This is a genomic window from Neorhizobium populisoli, from assembly GCF_019430945.1.
In the GTDB taxonomy this organism is placed as follows: Bacteria; Pseudomonadota; Alphaproteobacteria; order Rhizobiales; family Rhizobiaceae; genus Neorhizobium; species Neorhizobium populisoli.
Genome location: NZ_JAHYCB010000003.1, coordinates 30,948 through 55,640 on the forward strand (window position 1 = coordinate 30,948; position 24,693 = coordinate 55,640).

A 24,693-nucleotide genomic window follows, 5' to 3' on the forward strand; every position below is an offset into this window, starting at 1 on the left:
CCTTATTCCGCGGCCTGGGCGATGGCCACCGGAGCATCCCTGCCCTTTTCGGCCTCGGCGGCGGCCTTGTAAGCCCTGCGGGTCCTGAACCCATGCTGGATCGTTCCGACGATGCCCTTCGGCAGAAACAGCGTTACCGCGATGAACAGGCCGCCCAATGCAAACAGCCAGAATTCCGGGAAAGCGCCGGTGAAGAAGCTCTTGCCGGCATTGACGAGGATGGCACCGATGATCGGGCCGATCAGCGTGCCGCGCCCGCCGACTGCCGTCCAGACGACGACCTCGATCGAATTGGCCGGCGCGAATTCACCCGGATTGATGATGCCGACCTGCGGCACGAACAGCGCGCCGGCAATGCCTGCAAACATCGCGGAAACCACGAAGGTGAACAGCTTGATGTTTTCCACCCGGAAGCCGAGGAAGCGCACCCGGCTTTCCGCATCGCGCACGCCGACCAGCACCTTGCCGAACTTCGAGCGGGTAATGGCGGACGCGACGATCAGGCAAAGCGACAGCATGATCGCCGAGATCGCAAATAGAACCGCACGAGTGCCGTCGGCCTGCACCGAGAAACCGAGGATATCCTTGAAATCGGTCAGGCCGTTATTGCCGCCGAAACCCATATCGTTGCGAAAGAAGGCCAGCAGCAGCGCATAGGTCATCGCCTGGGTGATAATCGACAGGTACACGCCGTTGACCCGGGAGCGGAAGGCGAACCAGCCGAAGATAAAGGCGAGCAGACCGGGCACCAGCAGAACCATGACCATGGCGAAGACGAACCAGTCGAACCCATGCCAGAACCACGGCAGTTCCTTATAATTCAGGAACACCATGAAATCCGGGAGGATCGGGTTGCCATAGACGCCGCGGGGGCCGATCTGGCGCATCAGATACATGCCCATCGCATAACCGCCGAGCGCGAAGAAGGCACCGTGGCCAAGCGAAAGGATGCCGCAATAACCCCAGACCAGATCGAGCGCCAAGGCCAGAAGCGCATAGCAGAGATACTTGCCGAACAGCGCCATGACATAGGTGGGAATGTGGAAAGCGCTGTCAGGTGGGGTCAGCAGGTTGAGCGCCGGCACGAGAACCGCAATGCCGAGCAGAGTGGCAACGGCGACGACGATCTTTCCTTCGAGCGCGCGATGAATGAAGCTGGTGATCATGCTTCGACCGCCCTTCCCTTGAGCGCGAAGAGGCCGCGCGGACGTTTCTGGATGAAGAGGATGATGAGGACCAGAACCAGGATCTTGCCGAGCACGGCGCCGGTGACCGGTTCGAGGAACTTGTTCAGGACGCCGAGCGACAGCGCCGCGATCAGCGTGCCCCAGAGATTGCCGACGCCGCCGAACACCACGACCATGAAACTGTCGATAATGTAGCTCTGGCCGAGGTTCGGCGAGACGTTGTCGATCTGCGAAAGCGCCGCGCCGGCAATGCCTGCAATGCCGGAGCCAAGCGCGAAGGTGAGCGCATCGACCCAGGGAGTTTTGATGCCCATCGAAGACGCCATGCGGCGGTTTTGGGTGACGGCGCGCATGTTGAGCCCGTAGGCTGTCCTCTTCATGACGAAGAGCAGAGCGAAGAAGATCGTCAGCGAGAAGACGATAATCCACATGCGGTTCCAGGTGATCGTCATGCCGCCGATGGGGAAAGAACCGGACATCCAGGACGGATTGCCGACTTCCTGGTTGGTCGGGCCGAAGATCGAGCGGATCGTCTGCTGCAGGATGAGTGAAACACCCCAGGTGGCAAGCAAGGTTTCGAGCGGCCGGCCATAGAGAAAGCGGATAATACCGCGCTCGATGACGAAACCAACGGCACCGGTGACGAGGAAGGCCACCGGCAGCGCGATCGCCAGCGACCAGTCGAAAAGGCCGGGTGCATGGTCGCGGATGAGTTGCTGCACGACGAATGTGGAATAGGCGCCGAGCATGACCATTTCGCCATGCGCCATGTTGATAATGCCCATCACGCCGAAGGTGATGGCAAGCCCGATCGCTGCCAGCAGCAGGACCGAACCGAGCGACAGTCCGTACCAGACGTTCTGGCCCATGTCCCAAAGCTGCTGTTCGCTCTGGATCGCGGAAATCGCCGCATCGAGATCCGGCTTGAGGCTGGCATCGATCGAACCCGATACACTGCCCAGAATACCGAGCGCATTACGACCGCCGAGAGCCTTGATGGTCTGGATGGCACCGCGCTTCTCATCGACGGAACGGTCGGACGAAAGAACCGAAACAGCACGCGCCTCCTCCATGCGGGCCTTGACTTCCCTGTCGGTTTCCTTGGCGAGCGCGGCTTCGACAAGATCGAGGTTTTCGGCGCTCGGCGAACGTAGCACGGCATCGGCAGCCGAAAGGCGCACGCCACGATCCGGGCTCATCAGCGTCAGCCCGCCCATGGCGGAACGTATAACGCGACGGAGATTGTTGTTGATCTTGATCTTGGTGACGGCATTCTTGGCTGCCTGGCCGGCAGAAGCACCAGTAACCGGGTCGATCAGGTCGAACCCGGCCCCTGCCGCCTTGCCGATGAAGACGAGATTGTCGGATTTGCGGAAATAGAGATCGCCGTCGGAGAAGGCCTGCAGCGCCGGGACGACGCGCGTATCGCCGGTCGCGGCGATCTGGCCGAGCAGGGCTTCGGCCTCGGCGAAGTCAGCTTTGGCAAGATGGTTGATCAACGGCTTCGGGTCGCTCTGCGCGAAGGATGGCGCGGCGAAGGATAGGATCAGAAAAATCAGGCTGAAAAGACGGATAAGCATGCTGTTGTCCCCCGTGTGGCTGCGGTTGGAGGGCTCAATGGCCCCTCATCCGCCTGCCGGCACCTTCTCCCCGCGAGCGGGGAGAAGGACATTTGACGCAACCGTGCCCTCCATCTCAACGTCGAGCAGGGCACGTCCCCTCTCCCCGTTATTACGGGGAGAGGGTTAGGGTGAGGGGCTATCAGCGCCCAATTTCCCAATCAGCTACCCTTGCCGCCGCACTTGCCGGAAGCGACGTTGAAGTTGCCGCAGGCCATCGGCTTGCGCCAATCGGAGATCAGGTTCTTGGAGTCCGGCAGGTAGTCGGACCATTCGTCGCCGACGACCGGAGCCGTCTCCTGGACGATGTCGAACTGGCCGTCCGCCTGGATTTCACCGATCAACACCGGCTTGGTGATGTGGTGGTTCGGCATGACGGTGGAGGTGCCGCCAGAAAGGTTCGGAACGGAAACGCCGATGATCGAGTCGAGAACCTTGTCGGTATCGGTCGTGCCGGCCGCTTCGACGGCCTTAACCCAGGCGTTGAAGCCGATATAGGCAGCTTCCATCGGGTCGTTGGTAACGCGCTTGTCGTTCTTGGTGAACGCGTGCCATTCCTTGATGAATTCGGCATTCACGTCCGCATCGACGGACTGGAAATAGTTCCAGGCGGCAAGGTGGCCGACCAGCGGCTTGGTGTCGAGACCGGCGAGTTCTTCTTCACCGACCGAGAAGGCGACGACCGGAATGTCTTCGGCCTTGATGCCCTGGTTGCCGAGTTCCTTGTAGAACGGCACGTTGGCGTCGCCGTTGATGGTGGAGACGACGGCGGTCTTCTTGCCGGCGGAACCGAAGGCCTTGATCTTGGAGACTTCGGTCTGCCAGTCGGAGAAGCCGAACGGCGTGTAGTTGATCATGATGTCAGCTTCGGCAACGCCCTTCGACATCAGGTAGGCTTTGAGGATCTTGTTGGTCGTCTGCGGATAGACGTAGTCGGTTCCTTCCAGAACCCAGCGCTTCACGCCCTCTTCCTTCGCCAGGTAATCGACGGCTGGAATAGCCTGCTGGTTCGGAGCGGCACCGGTGTAGAAGATGTTGCGCGAGGATTCTTCCCCCTCGTACTGGACCGGGTAGAACAGGATCGAATTCAGCTCTTCGAAGACCGGCAGGACCGACTTGCGCGACGACGAAGTCCAGCAACCGAACACGGCGGCGACCTTGTCCTTGGAGATCAGCTGGCGGGCCTTTTCGGCAAACAGCGGCCAGTCGGAAGCCGGGTCGACGACGACGGCTTCGAGCTTCTTGCCGAGAACGCCGCCCTTCTTGTTCTGCTGCTCGACGAGCATCAGCATGACGTCTTTCAGCGTCGTCTCGGAAATCGCCATCGTGCCGGACAGCGAGTGGAGAACGCCGATCTTGATCGTGTCGTCGGCCGCGAAAGCGCCGTGAAACGCCGTCGTCGACATCACGGCGGCAAGCATCGCGCCGCCCAGTTTCTTTTTGAAATTCATTGGTCGAACCCCTCTTCTTGTTCGCTCAAGCAACGAAGACCTTAACCGTTGCTTAAGGCGACTATCGGTTGCTGCAGCGCAAAACCACATACGCAAAATGACGTACATGAGGGGGAGAAGTTGGAAGCGCCGGCTCAGGCGCTGGGTTCGTGTGGCCAAGGCGGAGCTTTTAGGCCGGAGGGGAGCAAAAACTCAAATGTCAGCTACAACCCTCACGATATATTAACCACAAATCTGCTGTATAAGTAACCAGCTCGTATAGAGCCTGAGGAGTTGTTTACAGTACCGAGGTTCTATGACCAGCATCGTGACGAATGCTGGAGCTATTTCTGCGCTCAAAACGCTGCGCTCCATCGACCGACACATGTTCGATACACAGCAACAGGTCTCCAGCGGCCTGCGGGTCGGCCGTGCCTCCGACAATGCGGCGTATTGGTCGGTCGCGACGACGATGCGATCAGACAAGGGCGCTCTCTCGGCAGCTCAGGATGCTCTCGGCCTGGGAGCCGCCAAGGTCGACACGGCCTATCAAGGCATGGCGACGACGGCCGATATATTGTCGAAGTTCATGTCCAAGGTGGTTACCGCCCAGCAAGACGGCATAGACCGCAAGAAAATCCAAGAAGAACTTGAGCAACTGAAGGAGCAGATCGTCACGATCTCCAACTCCGCCAGCTTCGCCGGACAGAACTGGCTGCGGCCGGATCTCGGAAGCCCGGCAAGCAACAATGCGGCGAGGACCACCGTCCCGTCATCTTTCATCCGCAGCGTAAACGGAAACGTCTCGGTCAAGACCCTCGATGTCGATCTGTCGAAACTCGCTTTGTTCAAGGATGGCGGCGGCGGCCTTCTGCAAAAGACGCCGGATCCGAATCTGGGCCATGGCATCGGCACGATGGGCGGGCTGCAGGGATACTTCAACTCGGGTTACGGCGACGTGCCCGGCCCTTCATTGGGCCAGCCTTTCACGATCACGCAGTTCGATGTCATCACCGTCTCGTTTTCGGTCGGCACATTCGATGACGCATTCGTGGTCACCAAGAGCGTCGTCGATCAGGCGCTGGGAGGTCAGCCGGGATACGCCTATGATGGCGACATCGAAAACACCGCCGATTGGCTGAAAGTCCTCTATCAGGCAACGGTTCTCAACAAGCCATCATCCGACGTGCTGATGGAAACCGTCGGCGGAGCGCCGGATATCTTCTTCCGGGCCATCCCATCGCTCGCTGGACAACAGATCACCATTCAGCAACCAGTTCTGACCCGCACGCTGCCGCCGGAAGGTATCGATATCCTCGATATCGACGTCACAGATCCCAATATCGACTTTCCGACGATGACCTACGTTCTCGACCAGATGCACCAGAAGTCGATATCGGCGGGCGCTTATCTGGGATCGCTTCAGTCGCGGATCGAAATGCAGGAGGCGTTTGGAAACAGGCTGACCGACAGCCTTGAACGAGGTATCGGCCGCCTTGTCGATGCCGATATGAACGAGGCGTCGACAAGGCTCAAAGCGCTGCAGGCGCAGAGGCAGCTTGCGGTACAATCGCTTTCGATCGCCAATTCCGACGCCCAGACCATCCTGACCCTCTTCGGGTAACGGCCAACGCCTGCCCCGTCGCGGTCTTTTCAGCGCGATACATATTACCTCTCAGGTAATCGACCCGGCGCATTCCGGCCTCTATCCCAAATGGCAGTTCCCGAACACGAAAGGATCGGCCATGCCCGTCACCTATCTCATCCGTTTCCATATCCGTGCCGAACAACGCAGCCGCTTTATGACCCTTCTCAACGGCATTCTGGATGCCATGCGCCACGAACCGATGTTCCACAACGCCATGCTGCATGTCGACCCGCAGGACGAAAACCAGATGATGCTCTACGAGACCTGGGAAGACCATGACGACGTGCTGAACGTCCAGATCAACCGTCCCTATCGTGAAACCTGGCATGCCGCGCTTCCGGATTTGCTCGCGAAAGAACGTGAGATTTCCATCTGGCATCCCGTGCGCGACGATCGCCGTGGTGCTATCAACCGATAATGGCTCGCGCCGCTTCCGGCGCGGTTTTCCATTCTTGAGGAGCATCACATGGCGACGGAAAAAGTAGCGATCGTAACCGCAGGCGGCAGCGGCATGGGCGCCGAAACGGCAAAGCGGCTTGCAGCAGATGGGTACAAGGTTGCTATCCTCTCCTCCTCCGGCAAGGGCGAGGCGCTGGCCAACGAACTCGGCGGTCTCGGCGTCACCGGCTCCAACCAGTCGAACGATGATCTGAAGCGACTGGTAGACATCACGATGGAAAAGTGGGGCCGGGTCGACGTGCTGGTCAACAGCGCCGGCCATGGCCCGCGTGCGGAGATTACCGAGATCACCGACGAACAATGGCATACCGGCCTCGACGTCTACCTGATGAACGTCATCCGTCCCGTCCGCCTCATCACGCCGATCATGAAAGCGCAGAAATCCGGTTCGATCGTCAATATCTCGACGGCCTGGGCCTTCGAACCCTCGGCCATGTTCCCGACCTCAGCTGTCTTCCGCGCCGGCCTCGCCTCCTATACCAAGGTCTTCGCCGACACTTATGCCGGTGACAATATCCGCATGAACAACGTGCTGCCCGGCTGGATCGACAGCCTGCCGGCAACGGAGCAGCGCCGCGACAGCGTGCCGATGAAACGTTACGGCACCAGCGCCGAAATCGCCGCGACCGTCGCATTCCTCGCATCCGAGGGCGCCGGCTACATTACCGGCCAGAACCTCAAGGTCGACGGCGGCCTGACCCGCTCGGTCTGATCCGACGATAAAACCCGCCATGCGAACCGGAACCAATTCGGTTCCATGGCGGGAACCTTTCCTCCGTTTATGCGCTTGCCTTCCCGGACCTGCCAACCGCCCGAGGAGCCCGCTTGTGATCAACGATCTCTGGTACAAGAATGCCGTCATCTATTGCCTGTCGGTCGAGACATTCATGGATGCTAATGGCGACGGGATCGGCGACTTCCAGGGATTGCAGCGCAGGCTCGATTACCTCTCCGGCCTCGGCGTCACCGCCATCTGGCTGATGCCGTTTCAGACCTCGCCGCAGCGCGACGACGGTTACGACATCGCCGACTATTACAACGTCGATCCGCGTTACGGCACGCTCGGCGATTTCGTCGAATTCACCCACGGCGCCAAGCAGCGTGGCATCCGAGTGCTGATCGACCTCGTCGTCAACCACACCTCCGACCAGCACCCCTGGTTCCAGGAAGCCCGCAGCGATCCGGACTCCTTCTATCGCGACTGGTATATCTGGTCGAAAAAGAAGCCCGCCAATGCCGATGAAGGCATGGTGTTTCCGGGCGTTCAGAAAACCACCTGGACCCATGACGAGAAAGCCAAGGAATATTACTTCCATCGCTTCTACAATTTCCAGCCGGACCTCAACACCGCCAATCCGCATGTGCAGGCGGAAATCTTGAAGATCATGGGTTTCTGGGTACAGCTCGGCGTCTCCGGTTTCCGCATGGATGCCGTACCTTTCGTGATCGCCGAAAAGGGCGCCGACGTCACCACGCCCAAGCCGCAATACGAGATGCTGCGCACCTTCCGCGAATTCCTGCAATGGCGGCTCGGCGATTCCATCATCCTCGCGGAAGCCAATGTCGTGCCGAAAGAGAACCTCAAATAATTCGGCGAAGACGGCGACCGGATGCAGATGATGTTCAATTTCCACGTCAACCAGTCGCTTTTCTACGCTCTGGCCGCCGCCGATGCCCGCCCCCTGGCGAAAGCGATCGAGGCAACCTACGAGCGCCCGGCAACCGCCCAATGGGGCCTGTTCCTGCGCAACCACGACGAACTCGATCTTGGCCGACTGACCGAAAAGCAGCGCCAGAAGGTGTTCGAGGAATTCGGCCCGGACAAGGACATGCAGCTTTACGACCGCGGCATCCGCCGCCGGCTGGCGCCGATGCTCGACAACGACCGCCGGCGACTGGAACTCGCTTACAGCTTGATGTTCTCACTGCCCGGCACGCCGGTCATTCGTTACGGCGACGAGATCGGCATGGGCGACGACCTGTCGCTGCCGGAGCGCAACTGCGCCCGCACACCGATGCAATGGTCGACGGAACCGCATGGCGGCTTCACCAAGAATGACAAACCGGTCCTGCCGGTCATCAGCGAAGGGCCGCTTGGTTTTCAATATCTCAACGTCGCCCACCAGCGGCGCGATCCAAACTCGATGCTCAACTGGACCGAACGGCTGATCCGCATGCGCAAGGAAGCCCCGGAAATCGGCTGGGGCGAATGCGTACCGATCGAAACCAGCGACAACGGCGTGCTGGCTTTGCGTTACGACTGGCGCGGCAATTCGGTGCTGGTCATCCACAATCTCCACTCCAAGCCGATCGAAGTGACCTTCACCGTAGGCCTCGGTGAACATGGCGAGCGGCTGATCGACATAGCCGATGGCGGCAATAGCGAGGCAGAAAACAACAGCGAGCACCGGCTGCTATTGGATGGATACGCCTATCGCTGGTTCCGGGTCGGCGGCCTGGATTACCTGCTGAGGCGCAAGGAAGTCTGATCAGTTCATCGCCTTGACTTCACGCACCCCGCGCCCGAGCTTCTGGCGAATGAGCGCTCGCAACGTCACGCCATCGGCATAACCGACGAGGTCGGCGATCTCGTCCGGGCTCTTGTCGCTGGTCTTCAACAGATGCACGGCCCTTTCGACGCGCAGATCCTGAAAATAGGAGAGCGGTGTTTTACCCAGCACTTGCTGCAGACGCCGCGCCAGCGTCCGCTTGCTGGCCCCGACCGCATCGGCCGCATCATTCAGAGAAAAGCCTTCCGAGAGATTGCCCCGAGCCCAGCGCTCAAAACGTTCCACCATCGGATCGGCATGCGCCAGATGATCGGTAATGACATAGGCCGATTGCGCCGGGCGGGCGTCGACGATCAGGTAATTTGCGACGAGACTGGCAAGCTCCGGACTGACCTGCCGCACGAACCACAGCGCCATATCCATATGGCCAAGTGCTGCGCCAGCCGTGATGAACGAACCGGACTTTACCAGCATATTGCCATCCTCCAGACGAACTTTCGGATAGCGCTGGCGAAACAGCGGCGCGAGCCACCAGGTCGTCGTCGCCTTCTCGCCGTCGAGAGCTCCGGTTTCGGCAAGAATGAATGTGCCGATGCAGGCAGCGGCAATGTTCATTCCCGCCTCCCTTCCCTCGCGGATCGCCGGCACGGCATCGCGAATATCCGGCCGGTCGAGCACCGGCACCAGCGTTTCCGGCGTCCGGTAACCAATGCCGGGAATAATCAGCCAACCGCCCGCCTGCGGATCGAAAGCGCCTGAAAGCGGCACCGTAAAACCTTGTGCCGTCAGCGCTTTTTCGCGCAGGCCGACGACGGAGATTTCGAACGGTGCCCGCCCAAGCGAAGTGGCCGGCGCCATGTCGTTTGCGGTCCCCAGAACATCAAGGATGGCGCTGAGCCCGGTATCGAACACGCCCTCCGGCGCCAGAACCTGAATCTTCATGGCAAAATCCCTATCGCGAATGTCAATATTGACAGTAGCAGGCTGAACCCCGCTACGCCATGATGCTCGTATCGAAAGAGGAATTGGCGCATGAGCATGAACGTGACGACGATCGGGTTCACCAAGACGACCGCGGAGAATTTCTTCGGTCGTATCAAGGCGGCCGGCGTCAAGCGCGTTCTCGATGTGCGCCTTCACAACACCTCGCAGCTTGCAGGTTTTGCCAAATCCGATGACCTCGCCTACTTTCTGAAGACGATCTGCGGTGCGGGTTACGTCCATGAACCGCTGCTCGCGCCGACGGAAGAATTGATGACTGCCTTCAAGAAAGAAAAGGGCGACTGGGACGTTTTCCGGAACGATTTCATGAGCCTGATGGTGGAACGTCAGGTGCAAAATCACTTTAAGCCGGAAGCCTTCGACAGCTCTTGCCTTCTCTGCTCGGAAGACAAGCCACATCATTGCCACCGTACGCTGGTCTGCGACTATCTGAACGGCAAATGGGGCGGCAAGCTGAGCGTCCGCCATCTATAGAGCAAAAATTGCTCTGACCTGACCCAAACATTCGAGATTCAAACGCCGCTGGGACACGCACTCCCCGCGCGGGGAGCTTTTACCATGACTTACGAGACCATCCTCGCCATCGCCCTGTTTTCGCTTGTCGGTTCCGTGTCGCCGGGTCCAAGCAATTTCATGCTTCTTGCCTCTGGCACCAATTTCGGCTTCTGGCGCACCGTGCCGCAAATCCTCGGCATCACGGTCGGTCTCTCGTCGGTCCTGCTGGCGGTCGGCTTCGGTCTCGGGGCGCTGATCCACGCCTATCCGCCGATCGGCGTGGCGCTGAAAATCGCCGGCGCAGCTTATCTTCTCTATCTCGCCTGGCGCATCGCCATGTCCCGCGCCGTGCCGAACAGCGAATCCGACAGCGCACGCCCACTTACTCTTTTGGAATCGGCTGCCTTCCAATGGGTCAATCCGAAGGCCTGGATCGCCGGCCTCACCGCCATGGCAGCCTATGCGAGCGCTGAAAACCCGTTCGTGTCGGTCCTGCTGATCACGCTTGTCGTCGCCATCGTCAATCTGCCGAGCGTCGCGGTCTGGGCCGGCTTCGGCGTGGCGTTGCGCAGCTTCCTGACGAATCCGGCACGGCTCAAATGGTTCAATATCGCCATGGGCCTGCTGCTCGTCGCGTCACTCTGGCCGTTGCTCAAGTAACGGCCAGAGTAGTTAGCAGTCGTTCAATTCGTGCCCGGCCGATTGCGCCAAGCTTCGGCCTGGGCATAGAACTTCTTTTCCCATTCCTTGTGATTATCCAGGCCTTCCTTGATGAAGGGCGTGAAGATCGCCATGTGCATCAGCGCCCAGTTGACGAAACGGGCCGGGAATTTCAGCGGCTTGACGAAGTCGACGAACAGAACGACACGGGTCTTGTCCGTGTGGTTCCAGGCCTCGTGCTCGTAGGCATCGTCGAAAATCAACACCTTGCCCTCTTCCCAGTGGCAGATCTGGTCCTTGACGCGGATGGCGAGTTCATCGCCCTTGTGCTCCGGCACGATCATGCCGAGATGCAGGCGCAGCACGCCATTATAAGGCCCGCGATGCGCCGGCAGATGTTTGCCCGGCTCGAAGATCGAGAACATCACGGTGGTCAGGCCAGGAATCTTCTGCATCGCCGTCCACGTATCCGGGCAGGCAGCGATATTCTGCTCCGACTTCACGCCGAAACCGAGAAGGAAGAAAGTCTTCCAGCCCTTGTCGCTCGAGATCGTCTTCACGTCGGTGGAAATGTCCTGGAAGGTCGGCAGTTCGTCCTTGCGCAGCAGGATACGGTCGAGTTCGGCGCGGATCGCCGGCGCGGCTTTCTCGATGTCCTTCGCCCATGGGAAGGTGGCGTTGTCATAGACCGGCGGATTGCCGAGCTTGGCATATTTGAAATTCAGTTGCTCGGCCCAAGCGACGATGCCCATGAAGAAGCGTGTGACCGCGCTCGGGCGGTCCATGGGAGCGATGCCGGTGGTGGCGAAATCCTGTTGGGGTTCTGGGAGGCTGGGAGAAGACGGTTTCACGGGAGCCACTTAAAGGTTGATTGAATTGCGAAGGTTTAGAAGGTTCCATGCTTTCACATGGTAGCCGGCTGCGCAGTTGCAAGGCCTTGCAAGAGATTGTGCAAATTCGTGGCGATATTGCAGCAGCGCCCCGGGCCTGTAGGATTTACCGAGCATACGGACGATCAGGCAACAAGTCCGGACAAGCTTGATACCGCCTGCCACCTCATACGGTTCATAACCCCTCTGCCTGCAGCGCATCCCGCTGCTCACAGAGGAAAACAACATGACCGACATTACCGAAAAAGTGATCCTCATCACCGGTGCCAGCAGCGGCATCGGTGAAGGTATCGCCCGCGTGCTGGCCGCTGCCGGCGCTAAACTGGTGCTCGGCGCCCGCCGGCTTGATCGCCTTGAAAACCTTGCCACGGAACTGCGTGCTCTTGGCGGCACGGTCCTGGTAAAGCGGCTCGACGTCACGGACCGACAGGATTTCCAAGCCTTTGCCGATGCAGCAATGGCCGAGTTCGGCCGCATCGACGTGATCGTCAACAATGCCGGCCTGATGCCGCTCTCGCCGATGGCGTCGCTGAAGGTCGAGGAATGGGACCGGATGATCGACGTCAACATCCGCGGCGTTTTGTACGGCGTGGCCGCCGTCCTGCCGGTGATGGACACTCAGGGTTTCGGCCAAATCATCAACATCTCGTCGATCGGCGGTCTCAGAGTCTATCCGACCTCGGCCGTCTACTGTGCGACGAAATATGCCGTGCGCGCCATTTCCGATGGACTGCGCCAGGAAAGTGACAAGCTGCGGGTTACCTGCGTTTATCCCGGCGTGGTCGAATCCGAACTTGCCGAAACGATCACCGATCAAGCCGCAGCCGATATGATGACCGGCTTCCGTAGCATTGCCCTGAAGCCGGACGCCATCGGCCGCGCCATCCTGCATGTCATCGACCAGCCGGAAGATGTGGATACCAACGAGATCGTCATCAGCCCGACGCGCAGCACAGTCTAAGCCGAAACCGACCCGATGATGCGGTGACGATTTTTCGCACCGCATCATCTTTGCTTGCAAAACCCGACGCCAAATCCGAAAGTGCCCAAAGGACAGACATTTCTTTCGGGGCGCTAGAAAATAGGCATGGCAGCGCGGCAACGCATCATCCCCATCCGGCGTGAATACAATCGTTGGGTCGCCAACCAGACGCTGGAAGACTATGCACTGCGCTTCACTGCCAAGAGCGCCCGCCGCTTTTCCTCAAGCCGCATCTCGCAGACAGCGATCGGCGCCATCTCTTTCCTGGCGCTGGAGGCGATCGGCGGGGCGATCACGCTTTCCTACGGCACCACCAACGCGTTTTTCGCGATCTGCGCCGCCGCCGTCGCCATGCTGATCATCGGCCTGCCGATCAGCCGTTATGCGATCCGCCACGGCGTCGATATCGATCTGCTCACCCGCGGCGCGAGCTTCGGTTACATCGGCTCGACCATCACCTCGCTGATCTATGCGAGCTTCACCTTCATGCTGTTTGCGATCGAAGCCTCAATCATGACCGGCGCGCTGGATCTCGCCTTCGGCATCCCGCCCTGGATCGGCTATATCATCAGCGCCGCAGTGGTCATCCCGCTCGTCATCTACGGCGTGCAGCTGATCTCGCGGTTCCAGCTCGTCACCCAGCCCTTTTGGATCGTGCTGAACATTCTGCCCTTCGTGTTCATCGCCTTTCTCGATTGGGAAAAATTCGACCTCTGGCGGGCCTTTGCCGGTATCGGCCATTCCAATGCGCAGGTCGCTGGCCCCGCCCCTTTCGATCTCGTCGAGTTCGGTGCCGCCTCCGCCGTCATCCTGGCGCTGATGCCGCAGATTGGCGAGCAGGTGGACTTCCTGCGCTTCCTGCCGTCCGAAGGTGTGCGCAAATGGCGGCACCGGTTGGCGGTGTTTCTCGCCGGCCCCGGCTGGGTCGTCGTCGGCGTGCCGAAACTACTCGCCGGCTCCTTCTTAGCCGTTCTGACGCTCGCGACCGGAACGCCAATTCGAGAAGCAGCAGACCCGGCCCATATGTATCTCGCCGCCTTCGGCTATATGATCCCGAACCAGACGGCCGCTCTTCTGCTGATGGCCGCTTTCGTCGTCGTGTCGCAGCTGAAGATCAACGTGATGAACGCCTATGCGGGCTCGCTCGCCTGGTCGAACTTCTTCTCGCGCCTCACTCACAGCCATCCCGGCCGCGTCGTCTGGCTGGTCTTCAACGTGGTGATCGCCCTGCTCCTGATGGAGCTTGGCATCTATCGCTTGCTGGAAGCGACGCTCGGCATCTTCTCGATCGTCGCCATGGCCTGGCTTTGCACCATTTCGGCCGACCTGTTCATCAACAAGCCACTTGGCCTGTCGCCAGAAGGCATCGAGTTCAAGCGCGCCCATCTCTACGACATCAATCCGGTAGGCCTGGGCTCGATGTTCGGCTCCGCCGGCGTGGCGCTTGCGGCGCATTTCGGCTTGTTCGGGCAGCTGATGGCATCGCTCGCCACCTATGTGACGCTGATCGCCTTCCTGTTGTCGCCCGCCATCGCCTTCGCCACCAAGGGCAAATATTACCTCGCCCGCAAGCCGCGCCAGAGCTGGAAAACCCTTGGCTCGATCACCTGCTCGATCTGCGAGCACACGTTCGAGCACGAGGATATGGCCTGGTGCCCGGCCTATGCCGCGCCGATCTGTTCGCTCTGCTGTTCACTGGACAGCCGCTGCCACGACATGTGCAAGCCGCATGCACGACTGAACACCCAGGTCGGCACGGTTGCTCGCGCGGTGCTGCCGGAAAGCGTCATCGCTCGGCTGACAACAAGGCTCGGCCGCTACGCTACAACTGCGGTTCTGGCGATTTCGGCGATCGGCGCCGTGCTTGCCATGATCGCCTATCAGGTCGGGCTTGCCGCACCCGCCAATGCGGAGGTGATTTACGGCACGATCTTCATCGTCTTTTTCGTCTTCGCCATCTTCGCCGGCATCGTCTCGTGGTTCTATGTGCTGGCCCATGACAGCCGTGTGGTAGCGGAAGAGGAATCCTCCCGCCAGAACACGCTGCTCCTCAAGGAAATCGCCGCCCACAAGAAGACCGACGCAGCACTCCAGGACGCGAAGGAAACCGCTGAAGCCGCTAACCGCGCCAAGAGCCGCTACGTCGTCGGCCTCTCCCACGAGCTGCGCACGCCGCTGAACGCCGTGCTCGGTTACGCCCAGATCCTCGAGCGCGATGAGACCATTCCCGCCCCACGCCAGTCGGCGATCAAGGTCATCAAGCGCTCCGCCGACCACCTATCCGGCCTGATCGATGGCCTGCTCGACATTTCCAAAATCGAGGCGGGCCGTCTGCAGGTCTATTCCAACGAGATCAACATCCAGGACTTCCTCGACCAGATCGTCGAGATGTTCGGCCTGCAGGCTCAGGCCAAGGGCCTGAGCTTCGAGCACGAACGCGCGCGAGCGCTGCCGCAATATGTCCGCACCGACGAAAAGCGACTGCGCCAGATCCTCGTCAACCTGTTGTCGAATGCCATAAAGTTCACCGACGAAGGCAAGGTGCGCTTCGAGGTCGCCTATCGCAGCCAGGTCGCCACCTTCACCATTTCGGATACCGGCCGTGGCATTGCCGAAAAGGACCTGACGCGAATCTACGAACCCTTCCAACGCGGCGAAGCCGACAATATCCGCCCGATGCCGGGCCTCGGGCTGGGCCTCACCATCACCCGGCTGCTGACCAATACACTCGGCGGCGAGATCGCCGTCGCCAGCATCAAGGACGAAGGCTCGATCTTCAAGGTGCGACTGATGCTCTCGGCCATCGAACGGCCAAACACCGCGCCGGCACCGGAAAAGAAGATCGTCTCTTATACCGGCCCACGCCGCACCATCGTCGTGGTCGACGACAACGAGGACCATCGCGACCTGATGCGCGAAGTACTGGTGCCGATGGATTTCGTCGTGCTCACCGCCAATAGCGGCCCGGACTGTCTGACGCTGATCGAAGGCGTCACACCGGACCTTTTCCTCGTCGACATCTCCATGCCCGGCATGAGCGGCTGGCAATTGGTCGAAAAGCTGCGCGAGACCGGCCAGACGGCGCCGATCGTCATGCTGTCGGCCAATATTGGCGATGGCGCCAGTGCGAATGCCGGCACCGACGGCCACAATGACGCGATCGCCAAGCCGGTCGATATCCGCCGGCTGGCCGACAAGCTTGCGGCCCATCTCGGTCTCGTCTGGGTCTATGAAAACGAAACGGCGCTGCCAATACCGGCCGGTCCCAGGCCACCGGTCAGAAGTCCGGGCGCCAACCACGTGCAAGACCTTTTGCGGCTGGGGGAAATCGGTTATGTGCGCGGTATCGAAGCCAAGCTCGCCGATCTCGCCCAGACGGAGGAACATCGGCGCTTTGCCGAAGAGGCCGGAGCTTATGTGAAAGCCTTCGATATCGCCGGCTACATGAAATTCCTGACTAGGCTGGATATGGAGAAGACGACCGATGGCTGAGGCCGCCCTGCCCCGCGACATCGTCCTCCTGGTGGACGACAGCCCAGAGGCGCTTGGCTTCCTCACCGAGGCCCTGGAAAAATCCGGCTTCTCGGTTCTGATCGCCACATCCGGACAGGCGGCGCTCAACATCGTCGAGCGCATCACGCCGGACCTCATCCTGCTCGACGCGGTCATGCCCGGCATGGACGGGTTCGAGACCTGCCGCAAGCTTAAAACCAATGCCGCTGTGACGCAGGTGCCGGTCATCTTCATGACCGGCCTCACCGAAACCGAGCACGTGGTCAACGCGCTCGAGTCCGGTGGCGTCGACTACCTGACCAAGCCCATCAATATCGACGAACTGCGCGCCCGCATCCGCGTCCACCTTTCCAACGCCCGCTCCGCCCAGAGTGCTCGCGTGGCGCTCGATGCCGCCGGGCGGCATTTGCTGGCGGTCAAGGCGAATGGCGCGATCCACTGGTCGACGCCGCAGGCCACGCGACTGGTCAACGCCGCAACCGGCAGCGACGACGGGCTCGATATCGTCGCCCGCCGTATCGCGCTGTGGATGGCGGAGCGCGACAGGCCGGGCTTTGCCCGCGAAGCGGCCTTCGCACTGGCAGACGATGCAAAAGCCGGACTACAATTTTCCTTCCTCGGCGCGATCGGTGCCGACGAATATCTGTTCCGGCTGGCCGCCGCCGTTATTCGCCGTCCGGACGACGAGGTGTTGCGCCGGCATTTCCCCCTCACCCAGCGGGAATCCGAGGTGCTTTTATGGATCGCCAAGGGCAAGGCGAACAAGGATATCGGCGATATCCTCGGCCTATCCGCCCGCACGGTGAACAAGCATCTGGAACAGATTTATGTGAAGCTCGGCGTCGAGAACCGCGCCTCTGCCGCAGTCAAGGCCGCCCATGTGCTTCACGGCGAGGAGCGATCCGGCTAGAACCTTCCCGGCAGATGCATAATCGGGACTTTCATCGGATCAGCGATGTTTTGCCCCAATTCCATGGTTAAGCCCGCCTTAATCCGAAACATGCAAGGCTGTCGCCACAGGGATTTCGCCGACGGTCGGTATCCTTTATCTTGCCAGACGTGAACCTGGAAAAGCGTAAGAGTCATCATGAGCCCCACAGCGCTGCAGCCGCGCATCCCTTCCGCGCACCCCGACCAAGACTGTCCGGAAAGGCTCGTCAAGAAGCGTATCGTGCTGCATTTTCCAGGCTTCGAGCCGCTGGACGCCAATCTGCATCATGACCGATATGCGCGCTCGGCGGCGCAAAGTGGAAAGACCTGGGGGTTCGCCGCCAATGTCGGCCCGGTTCAGCGCGCCGCGTCCACGGCATATTTCGACATATCGTGCCAGCATGCCGGCCATCTGACGGAAAGCCGTGTCTACTGCTTCGACCACGCCTCGCTCGTCGCAAGCCTCAACGGCAAGCCGATGCGAACCCGCATCCTCGCCGGTTATGCCGCAGCATTCCGCGTCGTGGTGCAAGGCGGACTGTCCGGATATTTCCGTCACGCCTGGCGTTTCGGCCTATTCTTCATTTTCCCTTTCCTGATGCTGATGCTGATCGGCCTGTCAGGCTTGGTTATCGCCGGCCTGCCGTTTCTCCTGAATATCGGGGTGTGGAATTACGCCTGGAGCCTGCCGCTCGCCGTGGCGGTCCACGGCTTCGTCTATGCACCGGCTCTGCGCAGGCTCCATACCCTGCATCTTCTAGCCGACTGGGAACTGGCCGTCGCCATGGCAAGGCTCGACAGGCCCGAAGTCAACCAGTGGATCGAAACCTGCATCACGGACATCCGGACGGTGCTGGAAGACGACGCCGACGAATATGTCATCACCTCCCACAGCATGGGATCAACGGTCGCGGCCCACACGATCGGCCGGCTGCTCGCTGAAAACCCCGATATCCTGCAGGGCAAGCGGGTCGCTTTCGTCACCCTGGGCGGCGCCATCCTGCAATGTTCGCTGCTGCGATCGGCAGCCACCTTGCGAGAAGCGATCGGCAGGATTGCCCGGACGCCGGAAATATTCTGGCTCGAAATCCAATGCCTCACCGACAGTATCAGCTTCTACAAAAGCCGCGTCGTCGCGCTCGCCGGCCATCCCGACGCGCCGCAGGCAAGCCTCGCCTTCCTGCGCATCAAGCGTATGGTTTCCCCGGAACGCTACAAGCGGATCAAGCTCAACTTCCTGCGCGTACACCGCCAGTATGTGCTGGGATCCGACAGCCGGTCCAATTTCGACTTCACCTTGATGACCGCAGGCCCGCTACCGGCGGCGGATTTTGCCAATTTCAAACCCGAGAATCTTGCCGGCACGTGCAGCCGCGTCGACGGCTGAAAAACGGATGTTTACGCGCTCCGCCCGCAACAAGGCGCTACAATTATAAAACGAGTGCAAGAACGCACTTATTACCACTGATAGTTAGTGGTAGGGTTGCAACCGCGCGATTCATGCTTTGAGACAAGACTGACGGCCATTGTCTTGCATTGGCGGTCCGATGAATCTGATGAATTACCAGCCTGTTCACATCCTTGGCGGCCAGTCGGCGATTTCCGAACATCCGAAGACGATCTTCATTACCGTTCTCGGCTCCTGCGTCTCCGCCTGCATCTATGATGCCGAAAGCGGCATCGGCGGCATGAACCATTTCATCCTTCCGAACGGCGGACATCAGGACAGAACGGAACGGCAGCAGCGTTATGGCGACGTCGCCATGCGTTCACTGGTGGACGCCGTGCGTGGGCGCAGATCGAACCGCCGGCCCCTAAGGGCAAAACTGTATGGCGGCCGAACCCGCTGCCCCAATGGTGAGGACGCGGGCGCGCTGAACGCCGCCTTCGCGCGCGACTTCCTGCAGGCAGAGGGCATCGACATCACTGACGAAAGCCTCGGCGACGATCTTGCCCGCTGGGTCACTTTCCATCCGGCCAGCGGCAGAGTATGGTTGAAGGTAACGGAGGATGTCGGCCTCCACCTCCCCGCGACGAAAATGGTGTCGCGGCGCCTGCGGTAATCACCTGCTGGAAACCGGCCTCTTGCGCGAACCCGGTCCATGCGTGGCTTGGCGCGCTCCCATCCATGACTTTTGAAAGAGACGACGAATGGACAATTTCGTCATCCTGTCCGGCTGCTCCGGCGGCGGGAAATCAACATTGCGCGCCGAGTTTGCCCAGCGTGGCTACGCCACTGTCGAAGAACCCGGCCGGCGCATCCTCGCCGAAGAGACGGCAGCCGGCGGCGACGCCCTCCCCTGGATCGATCTGTCTGCCTTCGCCCGGCGCGCCGTCGACATGGCGCTGGCGGACAGAGCTGCTGCGGCTGGCCTTTCCGGCTGGACCTTTTTCGATCGCGGCCTCATCGACGCGGCCGGCGCGCTGCAGCACGCCACCGGCGAACCGGCGTTAGCAGAATTCGGCGAGCTTCACCGATACCACCACCGCGTCTTCCTCACCCCGCCCTGGCCGGAAATCTATCGAACCGACGCCGACCGCCGGCATGGCCTCACGGACGCGATTGCCGAATACGACCGCCTGCTCGGCGCCTATGCCCTGCTCGGTTACGAGGCGGTGATCCTGCCCAAAGTCACTGTTGCCGAGCGGGCCGATTTCATTCTGGAGCGGCTTCGCCGGTAGCTGTGCCGGTCCCAAACGCAAAGAAGCCCGGCATTGCCGGGCTTCCTGTTCCATCCAAGATGGCGGCCAAGTCTTACTTGCCGGCCATTTCGGTGTAGGTGTACTTGCCGTCGGAGCCCTTGCCCCACTTGTACATGACGTAGTCCGGACGGGTGATGTCGCCCTTTTTGTCGAAGCCGATATCGCCGATCGCGGTCTTCCACGGGCCGGAGGCCTTCATGGCTTCAGCAACCTTCTGGCCGTCCGTGGACTTTGCCTTGGTAGCAGCCTGAGCGATGATCTGCAGGGCAGCGTAGGAGTACAGCGTGTAGGCTTCCGGCTCGAAGCCAGCCTTGCGGAACTTCTCGACGAGTTCCTTGGCAGCCGGGTTCTTGCGCGGATCCGGAGCAAACGTCATCAGCGTGCCGTCAACAGCGTCGCCAGCGATGGAAGCGAGTTCGTTCGAAACGATACCGTCGCCCGACATCATCGGAGCCTTGATGCCCTGGTCCTTCATCTGACGCATGATCAGGCCGGCTTCGGTGTGCAGACCGCCCCAGTAGACGAGCGTGACGCCAGCCTGTTTCATCTTGGCGATCAGAGCAGAGTAGTCCTTGTCGCCCGGGGTGACGCCTTCGTACAGGACTTCCTTGACGCCAGCGGCATTCATGGCCTTCTTGGTTTCGTCAGCGAGGCCCTGGCCATACGGGGTCTTGTCGTGAACGACGGCAACCTTGCCGGACTTGAAGTTGTCGGCGATGTACTTGCCGGCAACGCCGCCCTGCTGGTCGTCACGGCCGCAGGTACGGAAGGTGTTCCACAGGCCGCGCTCGGTGAAGGTCGGGTTGGTGGAAGCCGGGGTCACCTGAACGATGCCGTTTTCAGCGTAGACTTCCGAAGCCGGGATGGAAACGCCCGAGTTGAAGTGACCTACGACGAACTTGACGCCGTCGGACGCGAACTTGTTGGCAACCGAAACGCCCTGCTTGGCGTCGGAAACGTCGTCGCCGAGAACGATCTTGATCTTCTCGCCGTTGATGCCGCCAGCAGCGTTGATGTCGGCAGCTGCCTGTTCAGCACCCTTCTGGAGCTGGGCGCCGAAAGCTGCGTTCGGGCCGGTGAGCGGGCCAGCGACGCCGACGATGATGTCGGCCCATGCGTTGCCGCTGAAAGCGACCATGGCGGTCAGCGCAACAGCGGAAAGAAGAGACTTCTTCATTGATTTACTCCCAGTTTTTTAAGCGGGTTAGATTTTGATATGCCGGCGCGATACCCACCGCGATCATGCCGGAAACTGTTCCACTCTAGGTTCCATTCAGGATTGACCTGCAGCAATCTGAGAACAGATCGGCCTGCCTGTCAATCTTTCTTCTTCCAGGAAAAAGCGGATGCAGACTCATACAGCCAATAGTAGTTCTGCACCATCTGTCGCGTCCGGCGGATGCGGAAGCCGGAGATCGAAAACGCCAGCAGCAGCACTACGTCGATGACGTAATAGAACGGGCTGATGAACGGCCCCTGGAACAGGGCGTAATGCAGAAAACGCATCACGACGCCGAGCAGCAGCGTATAGATCACGACGGTTGCCAGACCGCCCCAGCCTTCGGCGACGGCCTTGCCGGTGCGCCATGCGGTCCAGAAGCCGAGGATCACCACGGCAAAGCGCAACACCAGGTGGACGCCGTCACCTTCTTCAAAGAAAAGTCCCTGCATCTTCGATCTCCTAGTGCCTTCCGCCTTCGAGATAGGCGGCACGGACTTCCGGATTGGCCAGAAGTTCCTTGCCGGATCCCGACATCGTCACGCGTCCGTTGACCATGACATAAGCCCGGTCGGACAGTTTCAGCGCGGCAAATGCGTTCTGCTCGACGAGGAAGACGGTGAGGCCCTCTTCCTGATTGAGCTTCTTGATCGCTTCGAAAATGCCCTTGACGATCAGCGGTGCAAGGCCGAGCGACGGTTCGTCGAGGAGAAGCAGCTTCGGCCTCGCCATCAGCGCACGTCCGATCGACAGCATCTGCTGCTCGCCGCCCGAAAGCGTGCCGCCGCGCTGGCTCTGACGTTCCTTCAGGCGTGGGAAGAGCACGAAAATCTTCTCCACGTCTTCCTTGAAGTATTTCAGGTTGTCCAGGTTGGCGCCCATCTGGAGATTTTCCAAAACGGTCATGCGCGGGAAGATGCGACGACCTTCCGGCGACTGGGCGATGCGTTTGCGGGCGATCAGATGCGTCGGCAGGCGGGTAATGTCCTCGCCGTCGAAGATGACCTGACCGGTCTTCGCCTGCGGGCTGCCGCAGATGGTCATCATCAGCGTCGACTTGCCGGCGCCGTTGGCGCCGATCAGGCTGACGATCTCGCCCTTGTTGACTTCGACATCGACGCCCGAAAGCGCACGGATATTCCCGTAATAGGTCTCGACACCCTGGACCTTCAGGAGGTTCTCACCGGCCATCAGTGCGCTCCTCCTTCGCTCTCGACTTCCGCAATCACCTCTTCCACCTCGTCGTCCTCAACGCCGAGATAGGCGGCGATCACCTTGGGGTCGTTTTTCACATGGTCCGGCGTACCGTCGGAAATCTTCTGGCCGTATTCCAGAACCACGACGTGGTCGGAAATCTCCATGACGACGGACATGTCGTGCTCGATCAGGAGCAGCGAGGTGCCTTCGTCGCGGATGCCACGCAACAGCGCGTTCAGCGTCAGCGATTCCTTCGGGTTCAGGCCAGCGGCCGGTTCGTCGAGGCAAAGCAGCTCGGGACCGGTGCACATGGCGCGGGCGATTTCCAGACGGCGTTGCGCGCCATAGGAAAGGTCGCCGGCCGGATCATCGGCGCGATCGACCAGATCGGCCTTTTCAAGCCAGTAAGTTGCCTTCTCGATCGCAGCCTTGGCCGCATTCTTGTAGGCCGGCAGACCGAGCAGGCCGAGGATCGTGTATCCCGACGCCTTCATCAGCACGTTGTGCTGCGCCACCAGCAGGTTTTCCAGAACCGTGAGGCCGGAAAACAGGCGGATGTTCTGGAAGGTACGGGCGACCTTGGCATGTTTGGTGATCTCGAAATCGCTCAGCCGCTCGAGAAGGTGATCCTTCCCTTCGCGCTGCTTCATCGTGATCATGCCCATCGTCGGCTTGTAGAAGCCGGTGATGCAGTTGAAGACGGTCGTCTTGCCTGCGCCGTTCGGACCGATCAGCGCGGTGATGTCACCGCGCTTGGCCTCGAAGGAGAGGTCGTTGATGGCCATCAGGCCGCCGAACTTCATCGACAGGTGTTCGACCTTGAGGATCGTATCGTTCATCGTATTCGTTCCGGAAGCCATCAGCCGTGACCTTCCTTGGTGAAGCTGCCGGAGACTGCCTTACGCTCCTTGAGGAAGGCGGTCGGTTCACGGGAGCCGACAAAACCACGCGGCTTGAAGAGCATCACGATGATCATCGCCAGACCGAAAAGCAGCATGCGGTAGAGTTCGGGCGTGAAGTCCGGACCGAAGATCAGCTTCAGGAATTCCATCTCGCGCAGCAGCTCGGTGCCGCCGACCATGACCACCGCCGCGATCGCGATGCCGGTGAGCGAGCCCATGCCGCCGAGAACGACGATCGCCAGGATGACGGCCGATTCCAGGAAGACGAAGCTTTCCGGCGAAACGAAACCCTGGCGGGTGGCGAAGAAGGAGCCGGCAAAACCGCCGAACATCGCGCCAGTGGCGAAAGCGGTAAGCTTGGTCGCGACCGTGTTGATGCCAAGCGAACGGCAGGCGATCTCGTCTTCACGCAGCGCTTCCCACGCACGGCCGATCGGCATGCGGCGCAAGCGGATCGTCACGTAGGCGGTGATCAGGCAGAGCGCCAGGATGATGTAGAACAGGAAGATCTTGTACCACGCAGACGAGGTCGCGAGGCCCATCGCCTTCGGAAAATAGTTCGGCGAGCTGACGTCGAACGACCAGATGCCGAAAACCGAAGCCTTGGCGATGCCCGAGATACCGAAAGTGCCGCGGGTGACATCCGTCCAGTTGATAAGGATGAGGCGGATGATTTCGCCGAAGGCAAGCGTCACGATCGCCAGGTAGTCGCCGCGCAGACGCAGGACCGGGAAACCGAGGATGACACCCCAGAAGCCTGCCAGAATGCCGGCGAGCGGCAGCAGAACCCAGAAGGACAGGCCGAAGTTTGCCGACAGCAGCGCATAGGAATAGGCGCCGACCGCATAGAAGGCGACATAGCCCAGATCGAGCAGACCAGCGAGGCCGACCACGATGTTGAGGCCCCAGGCGAGCATCACGTAGATCAGGATCTGGATGCCGAAGTTATCGACATATTTCAGTGAGCCCTGCGGTCCGAACAGCATGACCGAGCCGATCGGGTAGAGCAGCAGGGCGATCAGTGCAATCTTCAGGAAGTGCTTGTGGAAGAAGCTCTTCTCGCTGGAAATTTCCAGAACGCCGGTCTTCGCCTTGGCGAGCTTGCGGCGATCGACCATCGGTTTGAAGAAGGCAACCGTCAGGAACCGGCCGATTGCCGCGACGACCACAAAGACCGCCAGCAGACCCCAGCGGGTGCGCCAAACGAGCTGGTTGTCGATGTTCTGATAGGTCTCGATGCCGACATAGAGGAGGAACATGCCGAAGGCGATGAAGCCCGCGAAGATGCCCTCCTTGACGGCCTTTGCCATCAGACCGGAAGAAGTGTTTTCAGCTTGGGTCGTCATG

Annotated in this window: 21 protein-coding genes and 1 pseudogene; 12 read left to right on the forward strand and 10 right to left on the reverse strand. The window is 60.4% G+C overall.

What is annotated here, in order from left to right:
• Window positions 1–2: 2 nt before the first annotated feature.
• The 3 genes from urtC to urtA all read right to left on the reverse strand — a co-directional run bounded on the left by urtC (window position 3) and on the right by urtA (window position 4,257).
• Window positions 3–1,166: an urea ABC transporter permease subunit UrtC gene (urtC, locus tag KX729_RS07935; RefSeq protein ID WP_219741917.1), complete on the reverse strand. Its 1,164-nt coding sequence runs from the start codon at window positions 1,164–1,166 to the stop codon at window positions 3–5.
• The gene (gene urtB / locus KX729_RS07940; protein ID WP_219741918.1) at window positions 1,163–2,767 is read right to left on the reverse strand and encodes an urea ABC transporter permease subunit UrtB; all 1,605 of its coding nucleotides are present in this window, start codon (window positions 2,765–2,767) and stop codon (window positions 1,163–1,165) included. The genes urtC and urtB overlap by 4 nt, the downstream gene beginning before the upstream one ends.
• 200 nt (window positions 2,768–2,967) lie before the next feature.
• Complete coding sequence (gene urtA, locus KX729_RS07945; protein ID WP_219741919.1) at window positions 2,968–4,257, reverse strand: urea ABC transporter substrate-binding protein; 1,290 nt, start codon at window positions 4,255–4,257, stop codon at window positions 2,968–2,970.
• Between the two features lie 295 nt (window positions 4,258–4,552).
• Between urtA and KX729_RS07950 the strand changes: the two genes are divergently transcribed.
• From KX729_RS07950 to KX729_RS07965, 4 genes and pseudogenes are all read left to right on the forward strand, one after another.
• Window positions 4,553–5,860, forward strand: a complete 1,308-nt coding sequence (locus tag KX729_RS07950; RefSeq protein ID WP_219741920.1) for a flagellin N-terminal helical domain-containing protein — start codon at window positions 4,553–4,555, stop codon at window positions 5,858–5,860.
• Between the two features lie 121 nt (window positions 5,861–5,981).
• Window positions 5,982–6,302 carry a putative quinol monooxygenase gene (locus KX729_RS07955; RefSeq protein ID WP_219741921.1) on the forward strand — a complete coding sequence of 107 codons (321 nt, stop codon included), beginning with the start codon at window positions 5,982–5,984 and terminating at the stop codon, window positions 6,300–6,302.
• A 48-nt stretch (window positions 6,303–6,350) separates the two neighbouring features.
• Window positions 6,351–7,055 (forward strand): SDR family oxidoreductase, encoded by a 705-nt coding sequence (locus KX729_RS07960; RefSeq protein ID WP_219741922.1) that lies wholly within the window; start codon window positions 6,351–6,353, stop codon window positions 7,053–7,055.
• 115 nt (window positions 7,056–7,170) lie between these two features.
• Window positions 7,171–8,832: pseudogene (locus KX729_RS07965) on the forward strand (alpha-amylase family protein).
• Here KX729_RS07965 and KX729_RS07970 read toward each other — a convergent pair.
• Window positions 8,833–9,795 carry a GlxA family transcriptional regulator gene (locus KX729_RS07970; RefSeq protein ID WP_219741923.1) on the reverse strand — a complete coding sequence of 321 codons (963 nt, stop codon included), beginning with the start codon at window positions 9,793–9,795 and terminating at the stop codon, window positions 8,833–8,835.
• 90 nt (window positions 9,796–9,885) lie between these two features.
• Here KX729_RS07970 and KX729_RS07975 point away from each other — a divergent pair, with 90 nt between their 5' ends.
• Together KX729_RS07975 and KX729_RS07980 are read left to right on the forward strand one after the other, a co-directional pair.
• On the forward strand, window positions 9,886–10,329 hold the full coding sequence (locus KX729_RS07975) for a DUF488 domain-containing protein (RefSeq protein WP_446692518.1): 444 nt from the start codon (window positions 9,886–9,888) through the stop codon (window positions 10,327–10,329).
• Window positions 10,330–10,413: 84 nt separating this feature from the next.
• The gene (locus KX729_RS07980) at window positions 10,414–11,010 is read left to right on the forward strand and encodes a LysE family translocator (RefSeq protein WP_219741924.1); all 597 of its coding nucleotides are present in this window, start codon (window positions 10,414–10,416) and stop codon (window positions 11,008–11,010) included.
• 23 nt (window positions 11,011–11,033) lie between these two features.
• Here KX729_RS07980 and olsC read toward each other — a convergent pair whose 3' ends face one another.
• Complete coding sequence (gene olsC, locus KX729_RS07985; protein WP_512699452.1) at window positions 11,034–11,870, reverse strand: ornithine lipid ester-linked acyl 2-hydroxylase OlsC; 837 nt, start codon at window positions 11,868–11,870, stop codon at window positions 11,034–11,036.
• A 256-nt stretch (window positions 11,871–12,126) separates the two neighbouring features.
• On the opposite strand from olsC, the gene KX729_RS07990 reads away from it, so the two are divergent.
• From KX729_RS07990 to KX729_RS08015, 6 genes are all read left to right on the forward strand, one after another.
• Window positions 12,127–12,861: an SDR family oxidoreductase gene (locus KX729_RS07990; RefSeq protein ID WP_219741926.1), complete on the forward strand. Its 735-nt coding sequence runs from the start codon at window positions 12,127–12,129 to the stop codon at window positions 12,859–12,861.
• A gap of 126 nt (window positions 12,862–12,987) precedes the next feature.
• The gene (locus KX729_RS07995) at window positions 12,988–16,374 is read left to right on the forward strand and encodes a hybrid sensor histidine kinase/response regulator (protein WP_219741927.1); all 3,387 of its coding nucleotides are present in this window, start codon (window positions 12,988–12,990) and stop codon (window positions 16,372–16,374) included.
• Entirely contained in the window at window positions 16,367–17,305 is a 939-nt protein-coding gene (locus tag KX729_RS08000; protein ID WP_219741928.1) for a response regulator transcription factor, read from the forward strand. The genes KX729_RS07995 and KX729_RS08000 overlap by 8 nt, the downstream gene beginning before the upstream one ends.
• Before the next feature lie 177 nt (window positions 17,306–17,482).
• Window positions 17,483–18,712: a hypothetical protein gene (locus KX729_RS08005; RefSeq protein ID WP_246617482.1), complete on the forward strand. Its 1,230-nt coding sequence runs from the start codon at window positions 17,483–17,485 to the stop codon at window positions 18,710–18,712.
• Window positions 18,713–18,881: 169 nt separating this feature from the next.
• On the forward strand, window positions 18,882–19,388 hold the full coding sequence (locus tag KX729_RS08010; RefSeq protein ID WP_219741929.1) for a chemotaxis protein CheD: 507 nt from the start codon (window positions 18,882–18,884) through the stop codon (window positions 19,386–19,388).
• Window positions 19,389–19,476: 88 nt separating this feature from the next.
• On the forward strand, window positions 19,477–20,007 hold the full coding sequence (locus KX729_RS08015; RefSeq protein ID WP_219741930.1) for an AAA family ATPase: 531 nt from the start codon (window positions 19,477–19,479) through the stop codon (window positions 20,005–20,007).
• Window positions 20,008–20,080: 73 nt separating this feature from the next.
• Here KX729_RS08015 and KX729_RS08020 read toward each other — a convergent pair whose 3' ends face one another.
• The 5 genes from KX729_RS08020 to livM form a co-directional block, all read right to left on the reverse strand.
• On the reverse strand, window positions 20,081–21,205 hold the full coding sequence (locus tag KX729_RS08020) for a branched-chain amino acid ABC transporter substrate-binding protein (RefSeq protein ID WP_219741931.1): 1,125 nt from the start codon (window positions 21,203–21,205) through the stop codon (window positions 20,081–20,083).
• Between the two features lie 140 nt (window positions 21,206–21,345).
• A complete protein-coding gene (locus KX729_RS08025) occupies window positions 21,346–21,699 on the reverse strand; it encodes a DUF6867 family protein (RefSeq protein ID WP_025603246.1) in 354 nt (117 codons plus the stop codon).
• A 10-nt stretch (window positions 21,700–21,709) separates the two neighbouring features.
• Window positions 21,710–22,438 (reverse strand): ABC transporter ATP-binding protein, encoded by a 729-nt coding sequence (locus KX729_RS08030; protein ID WP_219741932.1) that lies wholly within the window; start codon window positions 22,436–22,438, stop codon window positions 21,710–21,712.
• Entirely contained in the window at window positions 22,438–23,304 is an 867-nt protein-coding gene (locus tag KX729_RS08035; RefSeq protein WP_246617483.1) for an ABC transporter ATP-binding protein, read from the reverse strand. Before KX729_RS08035 ends, KX729_RS08030 begins: the two co-directional genes overlap by 1 nt.
• The gene (livM, locus tag KX729_RS08040) at window positions 23,304–24,692 is read right to left on the reverse strand and encodes a high-affinity branched-chain amino acid ABC transporter permease LivM (protein ID WP_219741933.1); all 1,389 of its coding nucleotides are present in this window, start codon (window positions 24,690–24,692) and stop codon (window positions 23,304–23,306) included. Before livM ends, KX729_RS08035 begins: the two co-directional genes overlap by 1 nt.
• Window position 24,693 lies beyond the last annotated feature (1 nt).